This is a genomic window from Enterobacter sp. JS8-1 (assembly GCF_049187015.1).
GTDB classification, from domain to species: Bacteria; Pseudomonadota; Gammaproteobacteria; order Enterobacterales; family Enterobacteriaceae; genus Enterobacter; species Enterobacter mori.
In genome coordinates this window covers 55539-73701 of sequence record NZ_CP185806.1, presented here as the reverse complement: position 1 = coordinate 73701, position 18163 = coordinate 55539, and the positions used below count along the sequence as shown (strand labels likewise).

The 18163-nt window shown below is 48.5% G+C and carries 18 protein-coding genes; 1 reads left to right on the top strand and 17 read right to left on the bottom strand.

Annotated elements, in window-relative coordinates; genetic code table 11:
• Positions 1-40: 40 nt before the first annotated feature.
• The 15 genes from ACOQH0_RS23520 to ACOQH0_RS23450 form a co-directional block, all read right to left on the bottom strand.
• Entirely contained in the window at positions 41-931 is an 891-nt protein-coding gene (locus tag ACOQH0_RS23520; RefSeq protein ID WP_421512478.1) for a hypothetical protein, read from the bottom strand.
• On the bottom strand, positions 928-1707 hold the full coding sequence (locus tag ACOQH0_RS23515) for a reverse transcriptase domain-containing protein (protein ID WP_421512477.1): 780 nt from the start codon (positions 1705-1707) through the stop codon (positions 928-930). The genes ACOQH0_RS23520 and ACOQH0_RS23515 overlap by 4 nt, the downstream gene beginning before the upstream one ends.
• A 212-nt stretch (positions 1708-1919) precedes the next feature.
• On the bottom strand, positions 1920-2471 hold the full coding sequence (locus tag ACOQH0_RS23510) for a fimbrial protein (RefSeq protein WP_421512486.1): 552 nt from the start codon (positions 2469-2471) through the stop codon (positions 1920-1922).
• 56 nt (positions 2472-2527) lie between these two features.
• A complete protein-coding gene (locus tag ACOQH0_RS23505) occupies positions 2528-3079 on the bottom strand; it encodes a fimbrial protein (RefSeq protein WP_421512476.1) in 552 nt (183 codons plus the stop codon).
• 9 nt (positions 3080-3088) lie between these two features.
• Complete coding sequence (locus tag ACOQH0_RS23500) at positions 3089-3601, bottom strand: fimbrial protein (RefSeq protein ID WP_421512475.1); 513 nt, start codon at positions 3599-3601, stop codon at positions 3089-3091.
• Between the two features lie 11 nt (positions 3602-3612).
• Complete coding sequence (locus ACOQH0_RS23495) at positions 3613-4116, bottom strand: fimbrial protein (RefSeq protein WP_421512474.1); 504 nt, start codon at positions 4114-4116, stop codon at positions 3613-3615.
• The gene (locus tag ACOQH0_RS23490) at positions 4113-4985 is read right to left on the bottom strand and encodes a molecular chaperone (protein ID WP_421512473.1); all 873 of its coding nucleotides are present in this window, start codon (positions 4983-4985) and stop codon (positions 4113-4115) included. The genes ACOQH0_RS23495 and ACOQH0_RS23490 overlap by 4 nt, the downstream gene beginning before the upstream one ends.
• A gap of 9 nt (positions 4986-4994) precedes the next feature.
• Positions 4995-5495 carry a fimbrial protein gene (locus tag ACOQH0_RS23485; RefSeq protein ID WP_421512472.1) on the bottom strand — a complete coding sequence of 167 codons (501 nt, stop codon included), beginning with the start codon at positions 5493-5495 and terminating at the stop codon, positions 4995-4997.
• Entirely contained in the window at positions 5495-6097 is a 603-nt protein-coding gene (locus ACOQH0_RS23480) for a fimbrial protein (protein WP_421512471.1), read from the bottom strand. Before ACOQH0_RS23480 ends, ACOQH0_RS23485 begins: the two co-directional genes overlap by 1 nt.
• Positions 6098-6117: 20 nt before the next feature.
• A complete protein-coding gene (locus tag ACOQH0_RS23475) occupies positions 6118-6843 on the bottom strand; it encodes a molecular chaperone (RefSeq protein ID WP_421512470.1) in 726 nt (241 codons plus the stop codon).
• 42 nt (positions 6844-6885) lie between these two features.
• The gene (locus ACOQH0_RS23470) at positions 6886-9378 is read right to left on the bottom strand and encodes a fimbria/pilus outer membrane usher protein (protein WP_421512469.1); all 2493 of its coding nucleotides are present in this window, start codon (positions 9376-9378) and stop codon (positions 6886-6888) included.
• A 57-nt stretch (positions 9379-9435) separates the two neighbouring features.
• Positions 9436-9963, bottom strand: coding sequence for a fimbrial protein (locus tag ACOQH0_RS23465; protein ID WP_421512468.1), 528 nt, complete (start codon positions 9961-9963; stop codon positions 9436-9438).
• Positions 9964-10008: 45 nt separating this feature from the next.
• Positions 10009-10557, bottom strand: coding sequence for a fimbrial protein (locus ACOQH0_RS23460; RefSeq protein WP_421512467.1), 549 nt, complete (start codon positions 10555-10557; stop codon positions 10009-10011).
• A 969-nt stretch (positions 10558-11526) separates the two neighbouring features.
• A protein-coding gene (locus tag ACOQH0_RS23455; protein ID WP_421512485.1) for an IS3 family transposase occupies positions 11527-12734 on the bottom strand; the annotation gives its coding sequence in 2 pieces (ribosomal slippage) (positions 11527-12413 and positions 12413-12734; 1209 coding nt in all).
• 60 nt (positions 12735-12794) lie between these two features.
• Positions 12795-14759, bottom strand: coding sequence for an inverse autotransporter beta domain-containing protein (locus ACOQH0_RS23450; protein WP_421512466.1), 1965 nt, complete (start codon positions 14757-14759; stop codon positions 12795-12797).
• 1619 nt (positions 14760-16378) lie between these two features.
• Between ACOQH0_RS23450 and ACOQH0_RS23445 the strand changes: the two genes are divergently transcribed.
• Complete coding sequence (locus tag ACOQH0_RS23445; RefSeq protein ID WP_421512465.1) at positions 16379-16630, top strand: FaeA/PapI family transcriptional regulator; 252 nt, start codon at positions 16379-16381, stop codon at positions 16628-16630.
• On the opposite strand, the gene ACOQH0_RS23440 is transcribed toward ACOQH0_RS23445, so the two are convergent.
• On the bottom strand, positions 16627-17787 hold the full coding sequence (locus ACOQH0_RS23440) for an FKBP-type peptidyl-prolyl cis-trans isomerase N-terminal domain-containing protein (RefSeq protein ID WP_421512464.1): 1161 nt from the start codon (positions 17785-17787) through the stop codon (positions 16627-16629). The genes ACOQH0_RS23445 and ACOQH0_RS23440 overlap by 4 nt on opposite strands.
• Positions 17784-18158, bottom strand: coding sequence for a hypothetical protein (locus ACOQH0_RS23435; RefSeq protein ID WP_421512463.1), 375 nt, complete (start codon positions 18156-18158; stop codon positions 17784-17786). Before ACOQH0_RS23435 ends, ACOQH0_RS23440 begins: the two co-directional genes overlap by 4 nt.
• Positions 18159-18163 lie beyond the last annotated feature (5 nt).

The following is an 18163-nucleotide window of genomic DNA, read 5'->3' as shown; positions in this document are numbered from 1 at the left end:
TCAGGCGGGTACTATTTCGCCTGAACGGTTGTTTTGCCCTCTACGGGTAATCCACAGCCAATATTGCTTTTCCTTCGAATGGACCGGCGATGGACGGAGTTCCAGACAGGCGCACCTCGATGTTGTGTTGTGCGGTACTTGTTGAACCCTGATACGTTTTACCCCAGTCCCCGTCAAGGGTCATATCGGCGGTTCCTCCATTGCTTAGTTCTATCACATTATCAGCACTGCTCGCGTTGCGTATAGTGTACTTAATATCGCCCGTGCACGTTACGGCGATCTCCTTCGGTGGAGGGTTAAGCGACGTGTCCCCCCATCTGCGTTTTAAAATTGTTCCAAAGTCGAAGTTCACAGACGGAGTGCGCATTTCGCAGTACGTATCTTCAGGAGGTACACCCATGCATGAAGAGTTGAGCACGCTATTGACGGTCGGAGTAAGCGTGGATTGCGACCGCATGTAATCACCGCGTAACATAAGGCGTCCCGCATAGTTTGCATGTGTTGTTAGGGTCCAACAGCCTGAGCCGCCGTCCGGATGATATCCATTCACAGTCGGGTTCGTATATGTAGCAAAGGAGTTCCCATTTGAGCGGCTCAGAGCTGATCGAACAGTTTCGTTCTTCGGGAATGCTGTCGGTGCGATCAGAAATTCATGGCCACCTTCGGACGGTGTGACCATCGCGATAATGCACACGGTGCCTTGCCCCGCCAAGAGCGAGGTTGCGAGTAGATCCGCGCAGGTATAGTCGAGCTCCTTAGTGGGTAGGGAGCGAGACGTCGTTCCGCCGATGGTTGTCCAGTCGACGTAAGTGTTGTTTTCCACGCGGTAGGTGCGAGTAGAGTAAGAGGAGACATAGGGCACCGGTGTAATTTCCGCATGGGAACCTATGCTTAGGAGTGACAGCAGGGCTGCTGTATGACGGAGTTTCATAGCTTGTCCTGTCCGGCAGCGCGCAGTATGCCTGCTGCCCATATATTCCACCGGTTGCGGTATGCCGACACCCGGGCAGTGATGACGTCTTCCGCCATTCCCCTCGCCCTGAGCTGCTCTACAAGCCGCCGGCACCGTTCACGGTGTTTTGTTAATGACCGGTCGCTGATGCGGGGCGACTGACCTGCGGTGAACTGCACCCCACACCAGTCAAATCCCCGCCCCAGTCTCCCGGTCTGCGTTTTATCCGGATGACGCTCAAAGCCATCCAGGTCCAGGTATCCGTTCAGGTTCGCGATGGCCCGTCTCAGGGGCCAGCGCTTCTCCGTCAGGATTAAAAAGTCGTCCATGTACCGCACGTAAAACAGTGCCTGCCGGTCGCTGAAGTGCCGGTCCATATGACGGAGCAGGATAGCCCCGGTCTGCGGGCTCAGCGCGCAGCCCCGGGGTATTCCTGTGGCCGGGGTGTGTATCACCCCGGCCTGCTCCGTGCTGTAGTGCAGGTACTGGTGTATAAGGTTCAGGCACGCCGGGTCCCGTGTGTTTTCTTGCCAGACCTGCCAGGCCATATCCTTACGGATATGCCGGTAATAGCCCCGGATGTCCGTGCGGTACACGTACTGCCAGCGTCCGGTGGACAGTTGTTCAGCCACCTGGCTGACTGCCCTGTGTGCCCCACCCTGCAGATGCAGGCAGCGGGGATGCACCGACAGCTGCGGTGCCACCGTCAGGGCCGCCCACTTCAGGACCAGGGCGTCGGCCGCGGACCACATCATCAGGCTGTCGCCGTCCCGTCCGGGTGACACGGTACTGACCTGCTGCATCGGGCTGAGGCGGTACGTCCCGCCCTGCACCTGCTGTCGTATCTGCGGCAGCAGTCTTTGTGCATGGTGACGCAGGTGCCAGATATCCGCGTTGTGCGGGGCATTCTGCCTGCGGACCTTCAGCCACTGCCACGCCTGATGCCAGCTTTCATCCGGTGTTCATGTCACTGATATTCAGCCCGGAGAGTGGCCTGCGCCGTAAACTCTCCCTCCTGCAGTTCCACCCCGTCCCGCTGAACCAGCAGGGCCTCAATCTTCGGCAGGGTGGTCCCGTTAACCTTCACCGCACTGTCCAGTACAAAGGGCTTTCCGTCCTGGAAGAGCTTCACTCCCAGGTCGGCCTGCTGCGGGGTCACCACAGTGGCGTTATCTGCATCAAAACTGGCCGGATTGCCCCGCACGCTCAGCATCAGCTGCCAGGACAGTGAATTTTCATCACACTTAAGGTTCAGACTGACTGTCTCCCGGTAAATACCGGAGGCCACCTTTCGTATCCCCACCTTGTCACCAAAGTCGACCGGGATGAGACCATCGTCATCAATGGTGCACGGTGGCGGGACAACCAGAATCCCAGTAAACTCAAGGTTCTGCAGGTCATCGGCCCGGACGTCGGGACAGGCCGCCAGTCCACCGAGGGCAAAAAGGCTGAGCAGGGTAAGGCTGGCCAGCTCCCGGCGCAGACGTGTGGTCACCGGGAGTTCTTCTCTTTCCGTCATACTGTTCACGGGTGCATATCCTGTCGTGATTTCTGTTTTCATGTGCCTCACCGCGCTTACTGATAGTCCACCACCAGGGAAGCCAGCACGGTAAAGCGTCCGCCATCCAGCGTGACCCCGTCCTGTTTCACAGGCACAGCCTTCAGGTCCGGCAGCACCGGGTCCGTGAACAGCAGCCACTCACCCGGGGTGTAACGCTCCGTTCCCTGGTACAGCGCGATGGCAAACCCGGGCTGGCCTGCAGACAGCGCCTTCGTATCAAAGGTGGCTGTGCTGCCGCTGATACGGATCTTCTGCTTCCGGGAGATTGCCTCGCTGCAGTCCAGGGTGAAGTTGATATCCTTTTTATATGTCACCCCGTCGATACGGGTGGTCATCACCTCGTTCCCAAAGTCGACCACAATGGGCTCCCCGCCGTTAACCACACAGGGAGGGGCTTCAATCAGCGTGCCGTGGAAGGTGACCTCGGCTTCGCTTCCCCGGGTGCTGCCTGCCACGCTGTCGTCTGCAGAGACCTGACCGGCCGCGAGTAGAGCGACTCCGGTCATCATGCCGGTAAGCCGCAGGTATCCCCGCCGGTGCATCATGCTCACGTTCTTGTGTCTCATTGGGTCTCCTTACTGGTAGTTCAGGACCAGCGATGCGGTGCTGCTGAATGGCCCGGCGGCCAGGGTGGTATTGTCCAGGGCCACCGGTGTGGCCCAGAGCTCCGGCTGCTGTCCGGGCCAGGTAAAGGCAATGGCCCCCCCGTTTGCCAGCTTATGGGTGTTGTTCCAGAGCTGGATAGCCAGTCCTTCCTTGCCGGCATCAATGAGGCCGGAGCCGAATGAGGCCGGATTGCCCCTGACGGAGACGGTCAGGCCGTTGCTGGCCAAGGTGGCACAGTTAAGTTCGTACACAATCTGCGTTTTGAAGTTCAGTCCATCGACCTGACGGGTGATGACATCATCCCCGAAGAAGACATCAACCTTGTTGTTGTTGTTGATGGTACAACTGGGGGCATTAACCAGCGTGCCGCTGAAGTTGATGTTGGCATCAGCGAACACCTGATGGCTGGTCTGCCAGGCGAGCAACGCCAGAGCCATCATGGCACTACGGGAGAGAGATACAGGTAGCGTTATCCGGGTCATGTCAGCATTCCTTACTGGTAGGCAATCACCAGGGTGGCAGACCCTGTGAAGGGGCCGGTATCCAGGGTGGCCGTATTCTGGGCCTTCAGGACGGCATACAGCACGGGCTGGCTGGTATAGTTAAAGCGGATTTCCTCCCCGGGCTCGACGGGGTTAGTGCCATTCAGGAGGCGGATACCGAGTCCGGTATTACTGGTTTTAAGCAGTGTGGAGTTAAAGCCGGCACGGTCTCCGTTTAGGGTCATGATGAGCCCCTGCTGTGCAAGGCCGGAACAGTTCAGCGTATAAGCAATCTGCTTCTTGTAGTTCTCTCCGGTCACCTGAGAGGTGACGACATCATCCCCGAAGAAGACATCAACCTTGTTGTTGCTGTTGACGGTGCACTCGGGTGCATCAACGAGCGTGCCGGTGATGTAGACGGTGGTGGTGTCCCCTTCTGCCGCCCGGGCGAGCCCCGGGAGCAGGAGGCCGGCACAGGCCAGCAGGGAGAGTGTTCTGCGCAGTGTGGCTGTCATGATGTGGTCTCTCCTTCTGCAGGCTTCGCGTCCTGTGTGCTGCTATCAGTGGCAGCGGGCGCAGGTGCGGTGGTGTTGCCTTCAGCCTTAAACGGGGCCAGGGTGTTGGGTTGTCCGGGCTGCGGCACCATCTCCACTTTGCTGGCCTGACAGGTTGTTCCGCTGCAGCTGAAAGGAAGCAGACGCTGTGAGCCGTAGTCGTTGACGAACATCAGCACAGGGGCATTGCCAAGAACAGAGGCTTTAAGGGGTAGAGTAGCCTTGCCTTTGGGTTCGATCATAACGGGTTCGAAGCCGTCGAGCCCCTTGCCCTTCAGGGAGGCGCGCACTTCCACAAAGGAGACATGGTAGGGAGTCGGGTTGTGGACGACGAACTGGTCCCCGGCCCGGGAGAGGGTCAGGGAGGCGATACCGGGAATGGTGTCGGCCATGGGGTCGACCTTCAGTGCCTGAGGGCGATAGAAGACCTTGAGGCGGGTCTGCATGGCGAGGGTCAGGGTGTTAGGTTTTGATGATTTTGGCGGGATTTCGCGCAGGTTAAACCAGAAGACAGTTTCCCTGTCTTTTGGCAGCTTAGAAATCACCGGAAGTGCCTGAATTCTGACCATCGTTTTCCCATCGGGTTCGACACGCTGGACAGGAGGTAAGACCATCAACGGTTCAGTCAGCTTTTTCTCACTCTCATCTTCCATCCACCCCTGAGCCAGATACGGATCCTGAGTATTACGATTTGTCACATTAACGCTAATGGACTTTTCACCTTCGTTGTAAATCAGGCGTGAGCGATCCACAGTCAGAGCTGCATATCCCGGTTGTACTGCTGTTGCTAATAGCGAAAGGGCAAAGATGCCAGTAAGTGTATATTTCATAATTAACCTTTATTCATATTCGAGAAAGAAGACAGCTTTTGACTCAAAGGCACCTTCTTTAACTTTACTGAAATCTGAACCCTGAACGTAAGCGACGTAATTTAAAACTGTTTCACCCTGATAAAGCTGAACGGGCTTCAGTTCTTCCCCGGGTTTAATGGGCTTACCGTTCGTATCTTCAAGTGCAATAGCTACCCCACTGGCATCACCAGTTACCGCAAAAGTACCCGGCTGGGAAATATCCTCTTTACCGTCGAACGTAACTGATACCGTATTCCCAAGACTTAAATCACATTCCTTTAGCAGGATCTTGAAATTTTTTGGTGCGCTTCGTTGATGATTAATGAATGTCTTGGCTGCAATAGTTCCCATTTCAACAACCTGCTCTTCAGAATCTGTATCAACAATGCAAGGATCAGAAATAAGTACGCCTTTAAATTGCAGGTCAGTATCAGCTACAGCTGAAAAACTCAACGCCATCAGGGCGCAGGCAGCCCAATTTATTTTCATCAGAAATACTCCAGACCAATATTTATCACTGAATGAAACTCACCAAGTTGCAAATTATCGGCAGTACGGCTTAACCGCGCATTCAGGATCAGGTCATTACGGCCAGGATTGAGTATCTGGGGGCGACTACGTTCTCCTGGAATTATCTGCTCATGCATCTGATCCTCAATACGTAACGCAACACCCTTAGTATTGCCAGTAACACGAAAAAGATGGGGGTTCGTGGCATCTTCATCACCTATGATATTCATCATGACGACAGGTTGATCTGTCAGCCAGTAAAGGTTGTCCCCATGTTCTGTAGATCGAACCTGTTCACTGAAAAGGCAGTGTTCAAGCACGATATGAACAGGCAGAGCTTCTGATAAATCGCCTATGTTAGAAAACGGCCACTGAGGTAATGCCCCCATATCAATATGTTGTTCTGCCGACTCTGGCGCCAGAGAGCAGGGTGACTCAGTCAGCGTCGCACTCACAGTCAGACCGCCATTTAAACCATCGACATTCCAGTTATCACTGCTGGAATCATAGGCCATAACACCGGCGGCAAGTGACCAGAGCACCAGAGTTGTTAGCGGAAAAAATCTGTTTGTTTTACACACCTCAGAGCCTCCTATTGCTATCAGGATGTTTTTTCAGGAATAAAACCTTTACAAATTCCACCACTGCAGCGGAACGGTATTTTTGGTTTACCACCAAAATCATTAATAGTGGTTACGTAAGGTGTGGCGAACGTTTTGGACTTAACGGTCATGGTTGATTTAGGTTCAATCATGACCGCTCTGAAGCTTTTATCCACGGCTTCATTTTCACTGCCGGTGATAGCGACTACGGTCATATAATACGGTGTCGGGTTTTCAATCTCATACCCTCCTGATACCGGATGAAGTATTAACTGATCATCCCAACGAGAGAAACGATCAGGTATAATTGACGCCGGCCGATAGAAAACTTTAATGCGTGTTTGCAAAGCCACCTGAATGATATTGGATTTCTCACTTTTGGGCGGGACTTCCCGAACATTAAACCAGTAAACAGATTCACGATCCTGAGGTAGTGTTGATGCCGCCACATCAGTTATGCGCACCTGACTCTTCTTACCTGGTTCCACTCTCTGTAAGGGTGGCATAACATTAAAAGGCGTCGTAATTTTTTCACCCTTTTCATTTTCGAGCCAGGACTGAGCCAGATAAGGTCTTGACTTATTTTCATTAGTAATAGTCAAAGAGATACTCTTCTGATCTCCCGGATAAATAGCTCTCGTTCTGTCCAGCGCAATAGCGGCATGGGCTGACGTTACAGAGGTAATAATACTTATCGCAAGGATTGTTTTAGCTATAGCAGACATTTTTGGGCTCATTAGAAATGATTTGAATATGAATATCCGTATTTATTTACACGGAAGTAACAACTGTTCACCCTGTAGGGTTGACGGGATATGAACTTTACATTTCCCTTCTTTACCCCATTCAACGGACAGTTCATCGTCAGGATTAACACCACTTATCCATGCCAGTCCCCCGTCACTCACAATGCCCAGCTCGACATTCTTACTATTACGAATGATGGCCCCAAACGGAGCGTGCGAACCATCGGCTCGATTGATCACAGCCACAACTTTAGAACCTTTCAATACTTCAAATCGACGATAGCCAATAGCACCTTCCGTTAAAGCTGCTTCTGCGACAGGCGTACCCGCAGTTTCAATATCATCCGGCAGCTTATTCACATCAATGGCAGTGGAGCTGCGATAATAAGCCACACCTGGAACCACCGCTATTCCAAACATATTGGTATATTCATTTCGATCAACAGGAACACCACTCACACCGTCGGTGCTTATCAACATCCTGGTACCACCGCGCACCCCTCCAGGATGCAGCGCCGCACCTTTACCTGTTGCCGTAAGTCCACCGGAAAGAGAAATGCCTGCAGAGGTATAGCTATTTTGCTCCCATGCCACATTTGCCGTCATATCCGCCATATCACCAGAATGACTGTAATATCCGCTAGCCTGTGTGGTGACCCCTTCACCGTTTCCGCTACGTGTCCCTGCCTGAAGACGATATGAATCATCATTATCCAGTCGCTGATACCAGCCAGCCGTCTGACTGTAACGATCGTTAGTTGCCGAACCGTTGTAACTGATCGTACCGTTTCCGAAAGGCATACTGAACGAGAGATATCCGGCATCATCCCGACGACCATTGTATTCACTTCGGGTCGCACTCAGAGTTGCAGATAAATTACGGAAATCACCTATATCAAAATAGCGGCTCATTGACAGGCTGTAACGATCGGTATCCTGTCGATCCCAGTACGTCTGGTGACTGTAGCTGAGATATGCTGACATACGTAAATCGGCAAAACTTTTACTGGCTGAAATAGTATAGAGTTCTTTATCTTTACCTATATTACCGCCGCGATATCGGGCGTCGAGATATTCGCCCATCGATAAATATTCTTTTTCGGAGAAACGATAGCCCGCAAAAGTAATCTCACTGTTCAGTTCGTCAAAGCGCTTCGAATAACTCAAACGCCATGATTTTCCTTGTTTCGTGCTTTCATCAGGCAATTTTGCTATAGATTGTGTAACGTCTGCGGATAACGCACCAAAATCAAACAGATCACGCCCCAAACCGATTGCAAAGGCATTATAATCGCCTGCAGCAATAACCCCACCGTAAAGTGACCAGTAGTTATTGACACCCCATGAGAATTCACCTGTTCCAAATTCAGGTCCTTCGAAATGATGATCATAATCACTAGGGCGGCCCAGAGCCAGTTTATACCGTACCTGACCTGCACGCGTCAGATAAGGAACTGTGGCTGTATCAACCTGGAACGTCTGTACACTTCCATCCTGTTCTTCAACCCGAACGTCTAGCTTCCCGCTCAGCGCATCACTCAGATCCTGAATGCGGAATGGACCCGAGGCAACGGTAGTCTGGTAGAGGACGCGACCTTGCTGACTGATAATGACCTTAGCGTTGGTCCGCGCGATGCCTGTAACTTCAGGGGCGTAACCACGCAGTCGTGGAGGAAGCATACTGTCATCACTGGTAATCGACATCCCGGTAAATCGCCATGAGTCAAACAGATCGGACGCGAGATAATCTTCCCCGATTGTTAACTTTGCGGAAAGCGATCGAAGTGCACGGTATGCATATAAGCGGCTCCAGTCGAAACTTTTCTGGCTTCCCTGCTCACTGCCTGTCGTATGATTATAATTTGATTGCCAGTCTCCGCGAACGCGCCACGGTCCCAGGTTTACTCCCGCGACACCACTGCCCGATACGCTTTGTGATTGCTGACCACTGTTTGGCTTAGTAAGACCCGCGTTCACATTGTAATCAAACATTGCGCCCGTTATGCCATCTTCCCAGCGGGAAGGCGGAAGCCAGTTTGTATCCTGATATTCCAGATAAGCCTGTGGGACAGATACCCTGAGAGTGGAATCAGACAAATCGCCACGTGATGTTACTCCTGACAGCGCCGAAAAATCAGCACACTCCCCCTCATGCCACCAGGATAGTTTATCCGCTGCGTCAGGTTTCAATCCCAAAAGAGCCACCTGTTCTGCGGTAATGCATGCTTCTACAGGCGCTATTTTTACAACGTCATTAATTTTTTCAGGGCGTTCATAAAAAACAAAATCACTATCTTTGACATTATGCTCATTCACCCGAAGGCTCATACTGTATTCACCGGGCATAATGTAGGATATTTCAGAAAATCGAGATAGATCGATATTACTTTTATCTTCTGCGTCAAGGATATCAGTATTAAACTCAACGGCATAAACTGCAGGCTGAATACCAATAATTGCCGCAACAATTAATGCAGTCAATTTATGGTAACGAAAATATCTTACACCGTTCATCTGAAACACCCTGTATTTACAAATCCATTATGTAACAAACATGCCTTTGTATGGAACCTATTGATAGGCAACCATAAAGCGAATAAATGAAGAAAGGTCACCTGCTTTTAAATTTTCATTATTGCGCGCAAGGTGAATTTTGAAATGTAAGTTAGTATTGTCTTCATAAAGCTGCACTCCAGGTAACGACTGCCCGGGAATGACCTTATGACCTGCTTCATCCGTTATTTTGACGCCAATACCCTGACCATCACCGGTCATTGAAAACATATCGTTTTGATTACTTTGGGTATTCCCGTCAAAAGTCACGATTACATCTTTCCATACACCACCATTGGTCTTATCAAGCACGCAATTCTGGAGGCGAATATGAAAAGGCTTAGCGGCAGGCTCATTTCCATCTGCAAAATCACTTAAGGGAACTGCACCAAAATTTATTTCCTGCCAGACATCATCTGTGGCGATACTACAGGCCGCTTCGACAATTTCACCTGACAGGGTCGCTTTACCACTCCCCTGATATGACGCATGCGCCATGTCCATAGTGATGGCCAGCATCAGTAAGGTAAATATGTATGCAGGCATTACAATCTCCTGGAAAACGCCCGCTAAAAATAGCGGGCATCACTATTACTGGTAATCCATTGTGAAGTAAGAAATAGCCTGATAAGAGCCTTCAGTCAGCTTGGTATCATCAATGCCTTGAAGGAAACCATACAGATCCAGGGAATTAGTTGTAGCGTTAGTCAGAGCAATCGCGTTGGTTGCTTTGCCTAAAGTCACCTGGTCACCATTCGGATCCGTAATACCTACACCTGCGCCTGCTGCACTACCTTCAATTTGCAGAAGCTTTTTACCCGCATCGGCCGGAGCACCATTGAAGGTAATGGTAACGGTATTTGCTGCTGTTGCATCTGGTTTACCTACGCTCAGAACGCAGTTTTCCAGCTTGATATCGAAGTGGGCTGGGTTAGATTTACCGCCAGCCAGAAGGGTATTTTTAGCAACCTGACCCAGTGATACTTCCTGATCAACTGAATCAGGAGCAATTGAACATGGCGCATCAATAATGCTACCGGTGAAAGTTACTGAACTTGAACCCTGATCGGCGGCTGAGGCACCAAAAGCGACCATCCCCATGGAAAGTACTAATGCAGAAGCAACTTTATTACAGTTCATACTATCAATCCTTTTAACCTATTAATTAATAGGTATAGAAACAAAATATCCACCGAAATACATTCCGGAAAATAAATATTGCACCATAGACTAAATGAATTGTCGAATCATTCGACGAAAGAGAGTTTACAGCATTTTTCTGTTCAAAAAATATTTTAGGGGCATCGACAATCATTACGATAAATAAATAATGAAAATAAAATAACGGCGATAAAAGCCGTCGCACCTACGTATGAAAATAAGAAATAACAGAATAATATATCGCGAACTTGCACCTATTTAAGTGATAGATACTAAACATTCAGTAAACGTAGAGGTATCAGGCTAGACAAGCGGAATGTTGCGCTACATATAATAACGCACTGAATTATCAGCATACCATGGCCAGATAGGGTTTAACTACATAACAGCTGAAAACTCAGGTAGATATTGTATATCAGGCAGGCTGGAATACCCGTTCAGGATGGTTTATCAGACTGACAATTGTTTCATATTTCAGGAAATGTTGTGCTGGCAATGTTAATGATGTAACGAAAGTGCTGCCAGAACGAAACAAGGCAGCACTGTTATTATGTTATTTTGACAGTTGTCCGGTAAATTACCGCAACGCTTTCCTGCCGATAGTGCAGAGAATGCAACTACCGCGTGTTTCAGGGCTCTACCGTTATAAGCAACCGCTGGGTATTGTGACGAAATGTAGAGGAGACAAAATACTTTCCGGGTTCATCTGCGATAAATGTCACCGATGATTCACCGTTGCGGTCCACAGGCACGGTGGTGTCTGACAGATGACCACCGGAGCTGCTCCATATGACTGGCTCTCCTGCTGGAATATTTCCTTCATTATCTCTTATACTGTATGCAAGAGCAGTGACTGGAATACCAACTTTTGTCGAGCCGGGTATAGTCATAAAGTAATAGTAAACTTCCGATGATCTTGACCCGCCATCTCCAGACAGCTTTTGTATCTTAAGTTAACGATGCCCGCAGGCGCCGGTATTCTCTCGGGGAGTGATATCCCAGTGCGCTGTGCGGATGGTTTTCATTGTAATGATTGAACGCCTCAGCAAGGTTCTGCAGCGCCGTTCGTACATTCGGTTTCGGCATGAACGCGATGTAGTCTTCCTTCATCGTCTTCACGAACCGCTCGGCCATGCCGTTACTCTGTGGGCTGCTTACTGCAGTCGTGCAAGCTTCCAGATTCAACTCTGTGGCGAACTTGCGCGTGTCATGCGCCGTATACGCCGAACCGTTGTCTGTCAGCCACTGCACCGGCTTTTCCGGGAGCATCGCTCCGAAGCGCTTCTCCACGGCTCCCAGCATCACGTCCTGCACAGTCATGCTGTCATAGCCGCCGGTGCTTGCAGCCCAGTCTATGGCCTCTCTGTCGCAGCAGTCCAGTGCGAACGTCACGCGCAGTTTTTCGCCGTCGTCGCATCCGAACTCGAAGCCGTCTGAGCACCAGCGCTGGTTGCTCTCCGCTACCGCGATTTTACCGTTATGCTCGCGCTGCGGCCGCTGTGGTTTGTCATGCGGCAACAACAGATTATGCTCACTCATCACGCGGTAAACCCGTTTGGCATTCACCGGTGGCAGACCTTCATCGCGAAGCTGTTTTCGCATGATCCCCCATACCCGGCGATAACCATAACTGGGCATATCGCTGATGATACCGAGGATGCGCGACAGGACCTCAGCGTCTGCTTCCTCGTCTCGCCGGAGAGTGCGCCCGTCCTGCCAGTCGGCAGAACGGTGAACCCGCATTGATAACTGCGCACGCGACACGCCCATAATGCTGCTGACCTGGGCTATTCCTTGTCCTTTGGCAACAAGGGCGCATGCGCTATCCATTTTCGGGTCTGGCCGTACTCCACGGCTTCTTTCAGGATCTCTACTTCCATCGTCTTCTTACCCAGAAGGCGCTGAAGCTCACGGATCTGCTTGTTTGCGGCGGACAGCTCTGATGCCGGAACGACATCTTCTCCGGCAGCAACGGCGGTCAGGCTGCCTTCCAGATACTGTTTTTTCCACTTAAATAGCAGGCTGGGCTGAATGCCATGCAAACGAGCAACATGGGAGACGGTCATCCCCGGCTCCATGGTCTGCCGGATAATGGCAATTTTTTCCTGCGGAGTCTTACGCTTGCGGAGCTCCTGCCCCAACAGTATTCCTGTCATCTCAAAATTAGAACCAGTATTAGACATATGTTTAAGCCTATCTCTTATTTTAAGATACATCTACTGTCTGGTGTTTCTAGGGGCCGCCCCATAGTAAACTTCCGAGAAGTTCACATCTTCAGCCTGTACAGAATGGCCTGCAACGGTGGCCTGCACTCTGGCTGTCCCTGTCTGCGTGCTTTTAAGCTTAATACGCGCCTGCCCCTTTGCATCAAGGGTAACCATCCTGTCAGTAAATTCACCGAGGTTTGTATACCAGATAACATGCTCTCCAGAAGCCGGAGTGCCATGGCCGTTATGGACTGTTAAAGTGTACTCTACACTATCAAAACCACTCGCCAGCGCCTGGTTTCGGTAAGAGTCCAGTGAAAGTTGCCATTCAGCTTCACGAAAATTCAGTACAGGACTCTGTAACAGATTGTCTCCCGTCCGCGCCTCTACGGTTGCCAGGCCCGCCTCAGTACTGGTAAGGGTGACGGTGCTCGTGCCGTCAGGCCCGGTCGATGTAGAGGAACTGCTCAGCTTCCCGGAACTGGTGAACCACAGGACTTTTTTCCCGACAACGGCATGGTTAAGGGAGTCAGTCATTTTTATTGTGACGTCAATAGCATCCTTCCCGTTTGCTACCGCTTCAGTCTTACTGACTGTAAGCTCGGATTTCAGGGAGTCTGCGAAGGTAATACCTGGATGGGTTACGTGATAGTCACCATCGACGGCGCTTACATGGAATAGCCCGGGCGTTGTGCTGGAAAGTCGGGTTACCAGCTTACCCTGCACATCTGTCCTTCCCAGCTGTGAAGACAGAACACCGCCGTCACTGGACAGCCTAATCTCCTCGTTTACCAGGGGTTGTCCATTAATATCCCTTGCCTCCAGGGTCAGAGTGGCAGAGTCACTGCCATCAGAAGCAACAAGTGTCTTGTCTGCAACAAGAGACAGCTGATGACTGACCATTGCGGGCCAGATAAGTGTTAACGCGCGTGCTGAACGGTTCCCCCTCACATCAACAGCCACAGCACCAAGCAAAACCCCCTGACCATTTTGCCATGACGGCATGCGCAATATGATTGCCTGAGGAGTCGATGAAATGATCTTTCCACCTGCCGCCATCAGTGCAGCATCATCTATATCCATATTTTTTATGCTATGCCTGGAATTAATCAGTGGCGTCAGCGTATAGATCGAATTTTCATCTGCCCGAATTTCCGGAGGGAGTGAAAGTGACAGATAGCTCTTTTCTTTAAAATCAAGAACCACGCGATTATTTCTGTTGACGATATCGAGCTTGCTTCCGGACAGTTCGCGATAGGGCTTCAATGAATGAGGACTGAGCTGTCGGTTCAGGGGCTCACCTAATCGCAAGGCGATGCCCATACTGTAGCGTGTTTCCTGAAGATTATGAGTGCCAGTTTTATATTCAATACCAAAATTGATCAGCGGGAAAGGGGTGTATTTAAGACCAGCAGACATTACCGTCGGATTGCGCTGACGCTCGTCGAAACTGGTGATGGCAACATTGTTACCATAGTAATGTTCATAATTAAGACTTGCACCCATTTGTGGGTAGTACAGTAGCCATGCTTCAGCTCTGATATCCATACCATTTGCCGGCCGTTCAAGATAACCATTATGCTGGCGAGAGTCATGCCAGTCGGTAATTCTCTGATAGAGATTCGAAGATAACTTCATATAATCACGCCATACTTCTATCCCGGCTCCCCATCGGTTATTCCTGTTGTTCCACGTTGAGTCATAAAAGAAATTAGAACCTAATAGCCAGTCGTCGATAATAAACCTGTAACCCACCCCCACATTCGTTGTCAGACGTTCGTTGTCGTGCCGGACGCCAACCTGGGTATACAAAACCTGGTCTGGTTGCACATAGAGTCCCAGCAGAAAATCGCCCGAACTGTTTTTAATACTAAATCGCTGGTCTGAGTTTAATGGAATATCTGCTGAGCCATACTGGTTTAACCAGCCTTCAGCGGTATTACTGACTTTATCAATTGCGAGCTGTGCAGCCACAGACCGTCCATCAACTGAATGGTGCCTGTCTGTGATCTCGCCGGATAAACGGTTATTTATCAGCCCATCCGCATGTGTATTGAAAGAAGAGAAAATAAATGTAGTACATGTAAAAAAAATACCCTGAACTTATTCATACGCATTTCACTCTGAAAAAAATGAGTGAGTGATCCTGATGTGTAGACACGAAAAATGAAATGCAAATCTCATTCAATCCAGAATGAAATTTATAATTGTTTGTGGAATGTTTAACTTTATAGATAAATAGTTAAAACAGGGTCTGGATCAATTTTTTAAAAAAAGTGTGAACAGAGCAAATATATTTAATTATTATAAGCCTGCATAATACAACAGATATAAAAACAACATAATCATCCGATATAAAGATCCGGACAGAGGATTCTCATTTCCATCTGTAATAATCAATATAATTCACTGCCAATTTAGGCCTAAAACAATCAAAGAATAGCATTGTGGATATAAGGTAATAAGTTATAACAACATAAAATAACAGAATTATCATTTTATCAGATTAAAAAACAACAATCAGAAATCGCTCACAAACCATAAGTAATGTCCAGCAGAATAAAGCAGGCTTAAAAAGCCCCCCTCCACGCCCCGATTTCGCGTTTTGTGATCGTAATCAATGGGTCAGAAATGAGCTCGCCTCTATTATTCGCAAGTGGATGAGATAACTGCTGAGTCTATTTATACCTAATGAGGGAATACGTATATGGAATGGGTGGTTATTGAATGTCTGGCATGCCCCGTTACAGGAACATTCTTCTCCAGTGCGATTACAGAAGACAACACGTGGCTGATAGTCTGGATGGCGGAGGGATCCTTACTGCAATCAGGGGATGTGATTGAACTTGTGGATAACGCACTGACAGTTAAAAACGGGAGTGAGGAAAGATGTCTGTTTATGATATGTGCCTTTAAATCCGGGTTATGGAAATTGCTCCAGAAATCAACTTTTTGTCAGGGGGAAAGGGTAAGAAAACCACAGCAATGTTCAGAAAGCATACGCTGCAGTTTCACAAAATGTCCATACGGATTACGTAAAATAAAACAGACTTAAACGTCAAAACAAATGAGTGCTCTGTTAAAGAAATATATATAATCAGCATATAAAATGGACAATCCTTATTGCTGCGAATGAGTGTTCCAAACAGTTGCAGCATTATAAATACACATTAAAATCAGCGGTTATTTATCCACAACATTCAGCGCAGAGAAATGATTTTGTTTTTTGATGCTGCAAGAAGACTCAGTAGACTTTATTTTTTGGTTTCTTTATTAGTTAACACTAAACACTTATGGATATATTGCAATCATTCAAAAATATAAAGGACTACATTACAGTTAAAATAAAAAAGGAGGCGTTACTGGCCATAAAATCTGGGGGAATATTAGCCTCCCCCTTAATTTTGTTATTTAGATGTTACAATGAAACAGTATCATAACAGCGCAAACAAGAATAAAGCACTATAAATACACTATAGGATAGAATATTATATTAATAATCCATCAATTACATCCTTAAATTGCGGTTGCGATTTAAGTCACTTCATAATCGGGGTCAGCAATCAAATTATTGATGATAAGGAACTCTAATTATGTCAACCTATATAAGCACACTGGATAGAAAAAATATTTGCTCATATCCTGCTTCCGCTCTTCAGGGAAAAATGCATCAGGTTATGATGGCAGTTTATCACGCAGATGAAAATGGATTGACGACCAGAGAAGTTGCAGATATTTGCGATCTGTCTGTCTATTCAGCCAGGAACTGGCTAATGAAACTGGAAAATGAAGCACATATAATGAAGAAGGAAAAACCGCGCAATACGACATGGCATCGGATCTAAGTAGCAGAGGCTGCTATGACACCGGCATCCATGACTCGTATCGTCCATTGTTCTACTAAATGACTGTTCATGTCAGGGTTACCATTGCTGTCAACATACACTGCGATAACGGCCTCCCCGTGAAGATTTAACTTAGAAATGACACCACTAAGTATCCGTGGAATTTCATTTTTATTAAACTCCAGATAATTGCCGCTGGTATCTGAATCAAAGAGAGTTTCACCCGAAGACGTCTTTCTGGTCAGTGCGATATAAATCATCTCATCATCAGAAATTTTCCGATCGCCCTGATAGATGATATTAAATAACACACCATTATTGTCTTTAAGAATTCCGGCCTGTGCCGAGAATTTTTTAAACCAGTTAGCATCTTCTTGCTCTCTTTTCTTCAACTGAGAAAGTTCAGCGTCACGTAATTTTTGATTCAGGTTATTGAGCAACAACGCAAATTCATTTTTTGACAGCCGTTTCCCGTCTGTCAGGGCTTCCCGTATACCTGCAAGAAAATCTTCTTTGTTAAGATCAACCCCCGCGGCTTTTCGTTTATCAATCATCTCAAGTAAACTATAACCTGATGCCATACCGGCCGCAAAAACCTCCCTTCGAGTGACATCGTCAGGCAATGCCGGTGACTGGGCCTGTTTGAGACTTCTCTGAAGAAGTTGCATCGTACTTTGTTGCTGTTTAAGTTTATCCTGCGCATTCCCATACCGGGAAATCAATTCACGGTGTTCTCCGGAGATGGCCCTGTATGACTCCATGAGTGTTTGCTCTGAAGGGGTAAGTTTAATTGCATGAATGACTTTTTTAAACCATTCCCCCACTCTCTGCGGATTAACGACCTGCTCCACATTCTGTTTTACCGGCAGCGGTATGCTCTGCTTAGCCGTTTCCAGGATATCTGGTTCAATACGAGCCGGAGGTGCCGGCTTATTCATCCGGGGTGGCAATACCTTTTTGCCTGATAGGCCACTATCTGGTTTTTTATTTTTTCCCAGCTTAGCTGCCTCAGCTCCGGCCGGCGCTTTTATCTCCTTATTATCTATCTTCTGGGAGCGTTCACGAGCGTAATCCCATACATCAGCTCCGAATGCCGGTGACAGCAGAATACAGCTGGACAATAAAGGCAGGATACTCATAATGCCATTTTTCATCATTTAGCCGCTCCGGCCTGTTCAACCAGACTTTCCAGCATTGCAACTCTGATATCGTGACAGGTTTTAGCAGACTGGTAGTGGTAAAGAGTATCAATGGTGTCCTGAGTATCCCTGTTAACTGTGTTTCTGACATTGGCATAACTGGCGGAGCCACTCATCATATTTTCAAACTGCTTCTCCAGAATCGAAAATTTGTCATTGTCCACTTCGCGCAGAGCCTGCAATTCGCGTTCACACTCTTTGAAATCCAATGACCTGACTTCAGCCTCTGGCATTACCGCTGAGTAAGCCGGCGATTTTACTTTCGTCGTACATCCGCTCAGTATTATTGCTAAGGCAGAAACAGCGAAAAATGCTTTGGTATTTAACATAATAT

Coding starts and splice junctions, on each gene's coding strand:
- ACOQH0_RS23520 (WP_421512478.1), bottom strand. CDS start 931: ATGAAACTCCGTCATACAGCAGCCCTGCTGTCACTCCTAAGCATAGGT.
- ACOQH0_RS23515 (WP_421512477.1), bottom strand. CDS start 1,707: ATGATGTGGTCCGCGGCCGACGCCCTGGTCCTGAAGTGGGCGGCCCTG.
- ACOQH0_RS23510 (WP_421512486.1), bottom strand. CDS start 2,471: ATGACGGAAAGAGAAGAACTCCCGGTGACCACACGTCTGCGCCGGGAG.
- ACOQH0_RS23505 (WP_421512476.1), bottom strand. CDS start 3,079: ATGAGACACAAGAACGTGAGCATGATGCACCGGCGGGGATACCTGCGG.
- ACOQH0_RS23500 (WP_421512475.1), bottom strand. CDS start 3,601: ATGACCCGGATAACGCTACCTGTATCTCTCTCCCGTAGTGCCATGATG.
- ACOQH0_RS23495 (WP_421512474.1), bottom strand. CDS start 4,116: ATGACAGCCACACTGCGCAGAACACTCTCCCTGCTGGCCTGTGCCGGC.
- ACOQH0_RS23490 (WP_421512473.1), bottom strand. CDS start 4,985: ATGAAATATACACTTACTGGCATCTTTGCCCTTTCGCTATTAGCAACA.
- ACOQH0_RS23485 (WP_421512472.1), bottom strand. CDS start 5,495: ATGAAAATAAATTGGGCTGCCTGCGCCCTGATGGCGTTGAGTTTTTCA.
- ACOQH0_RS23475 (WP_421512470.1), bottom strand. CDS start 6,843: ATGTCTGCTATAGCTAAAACAATCCTTGCGATAAGTATTATTACCTCT.
- ACOQH0_RS23470 (WP_421512469.1), bottom strand. CDS start 9,378: ATGAACGGTGTAAGATATTTTCGTTACCATAAATTGACTGCATTAATT.
- ACOQH0_RS23465 (WP_421512468.1), bottom strand. CDS start 9,963: ATGCCTGCATACATATTTACCTTACTGATGCTGGCCATCACTATGGAC.
- ACOQH0_RS23460 (WP_421512467.1), bottom strand. CDS start 10,557: ATGAACTGTAATAAAGTTGCTTCTGCATTAGTACTTTCCATGGGGATG.
- ACOQH0_RS23445 (WP_421512465.1), top strand. CDS start 16,379: ATGTCAACCTATATAAGCACACTGGATAGAAAAAATATTTGCTCATAT.
- ACOQH0_RS23440 (WP_421512464.1), bottom strand. CDS start 17,787: ATGATGAAAAATGGCATTATGAGTATCCTGCCTTTATTGTCCAGCTGT.
- ACOQH0_RS23435 (WP_421512463.1), bottom strand. CDS start 18,158: ATGTTAAATACCAAAGCATTTTTCGCTGTTTCTGCCTTAGCAATAATA.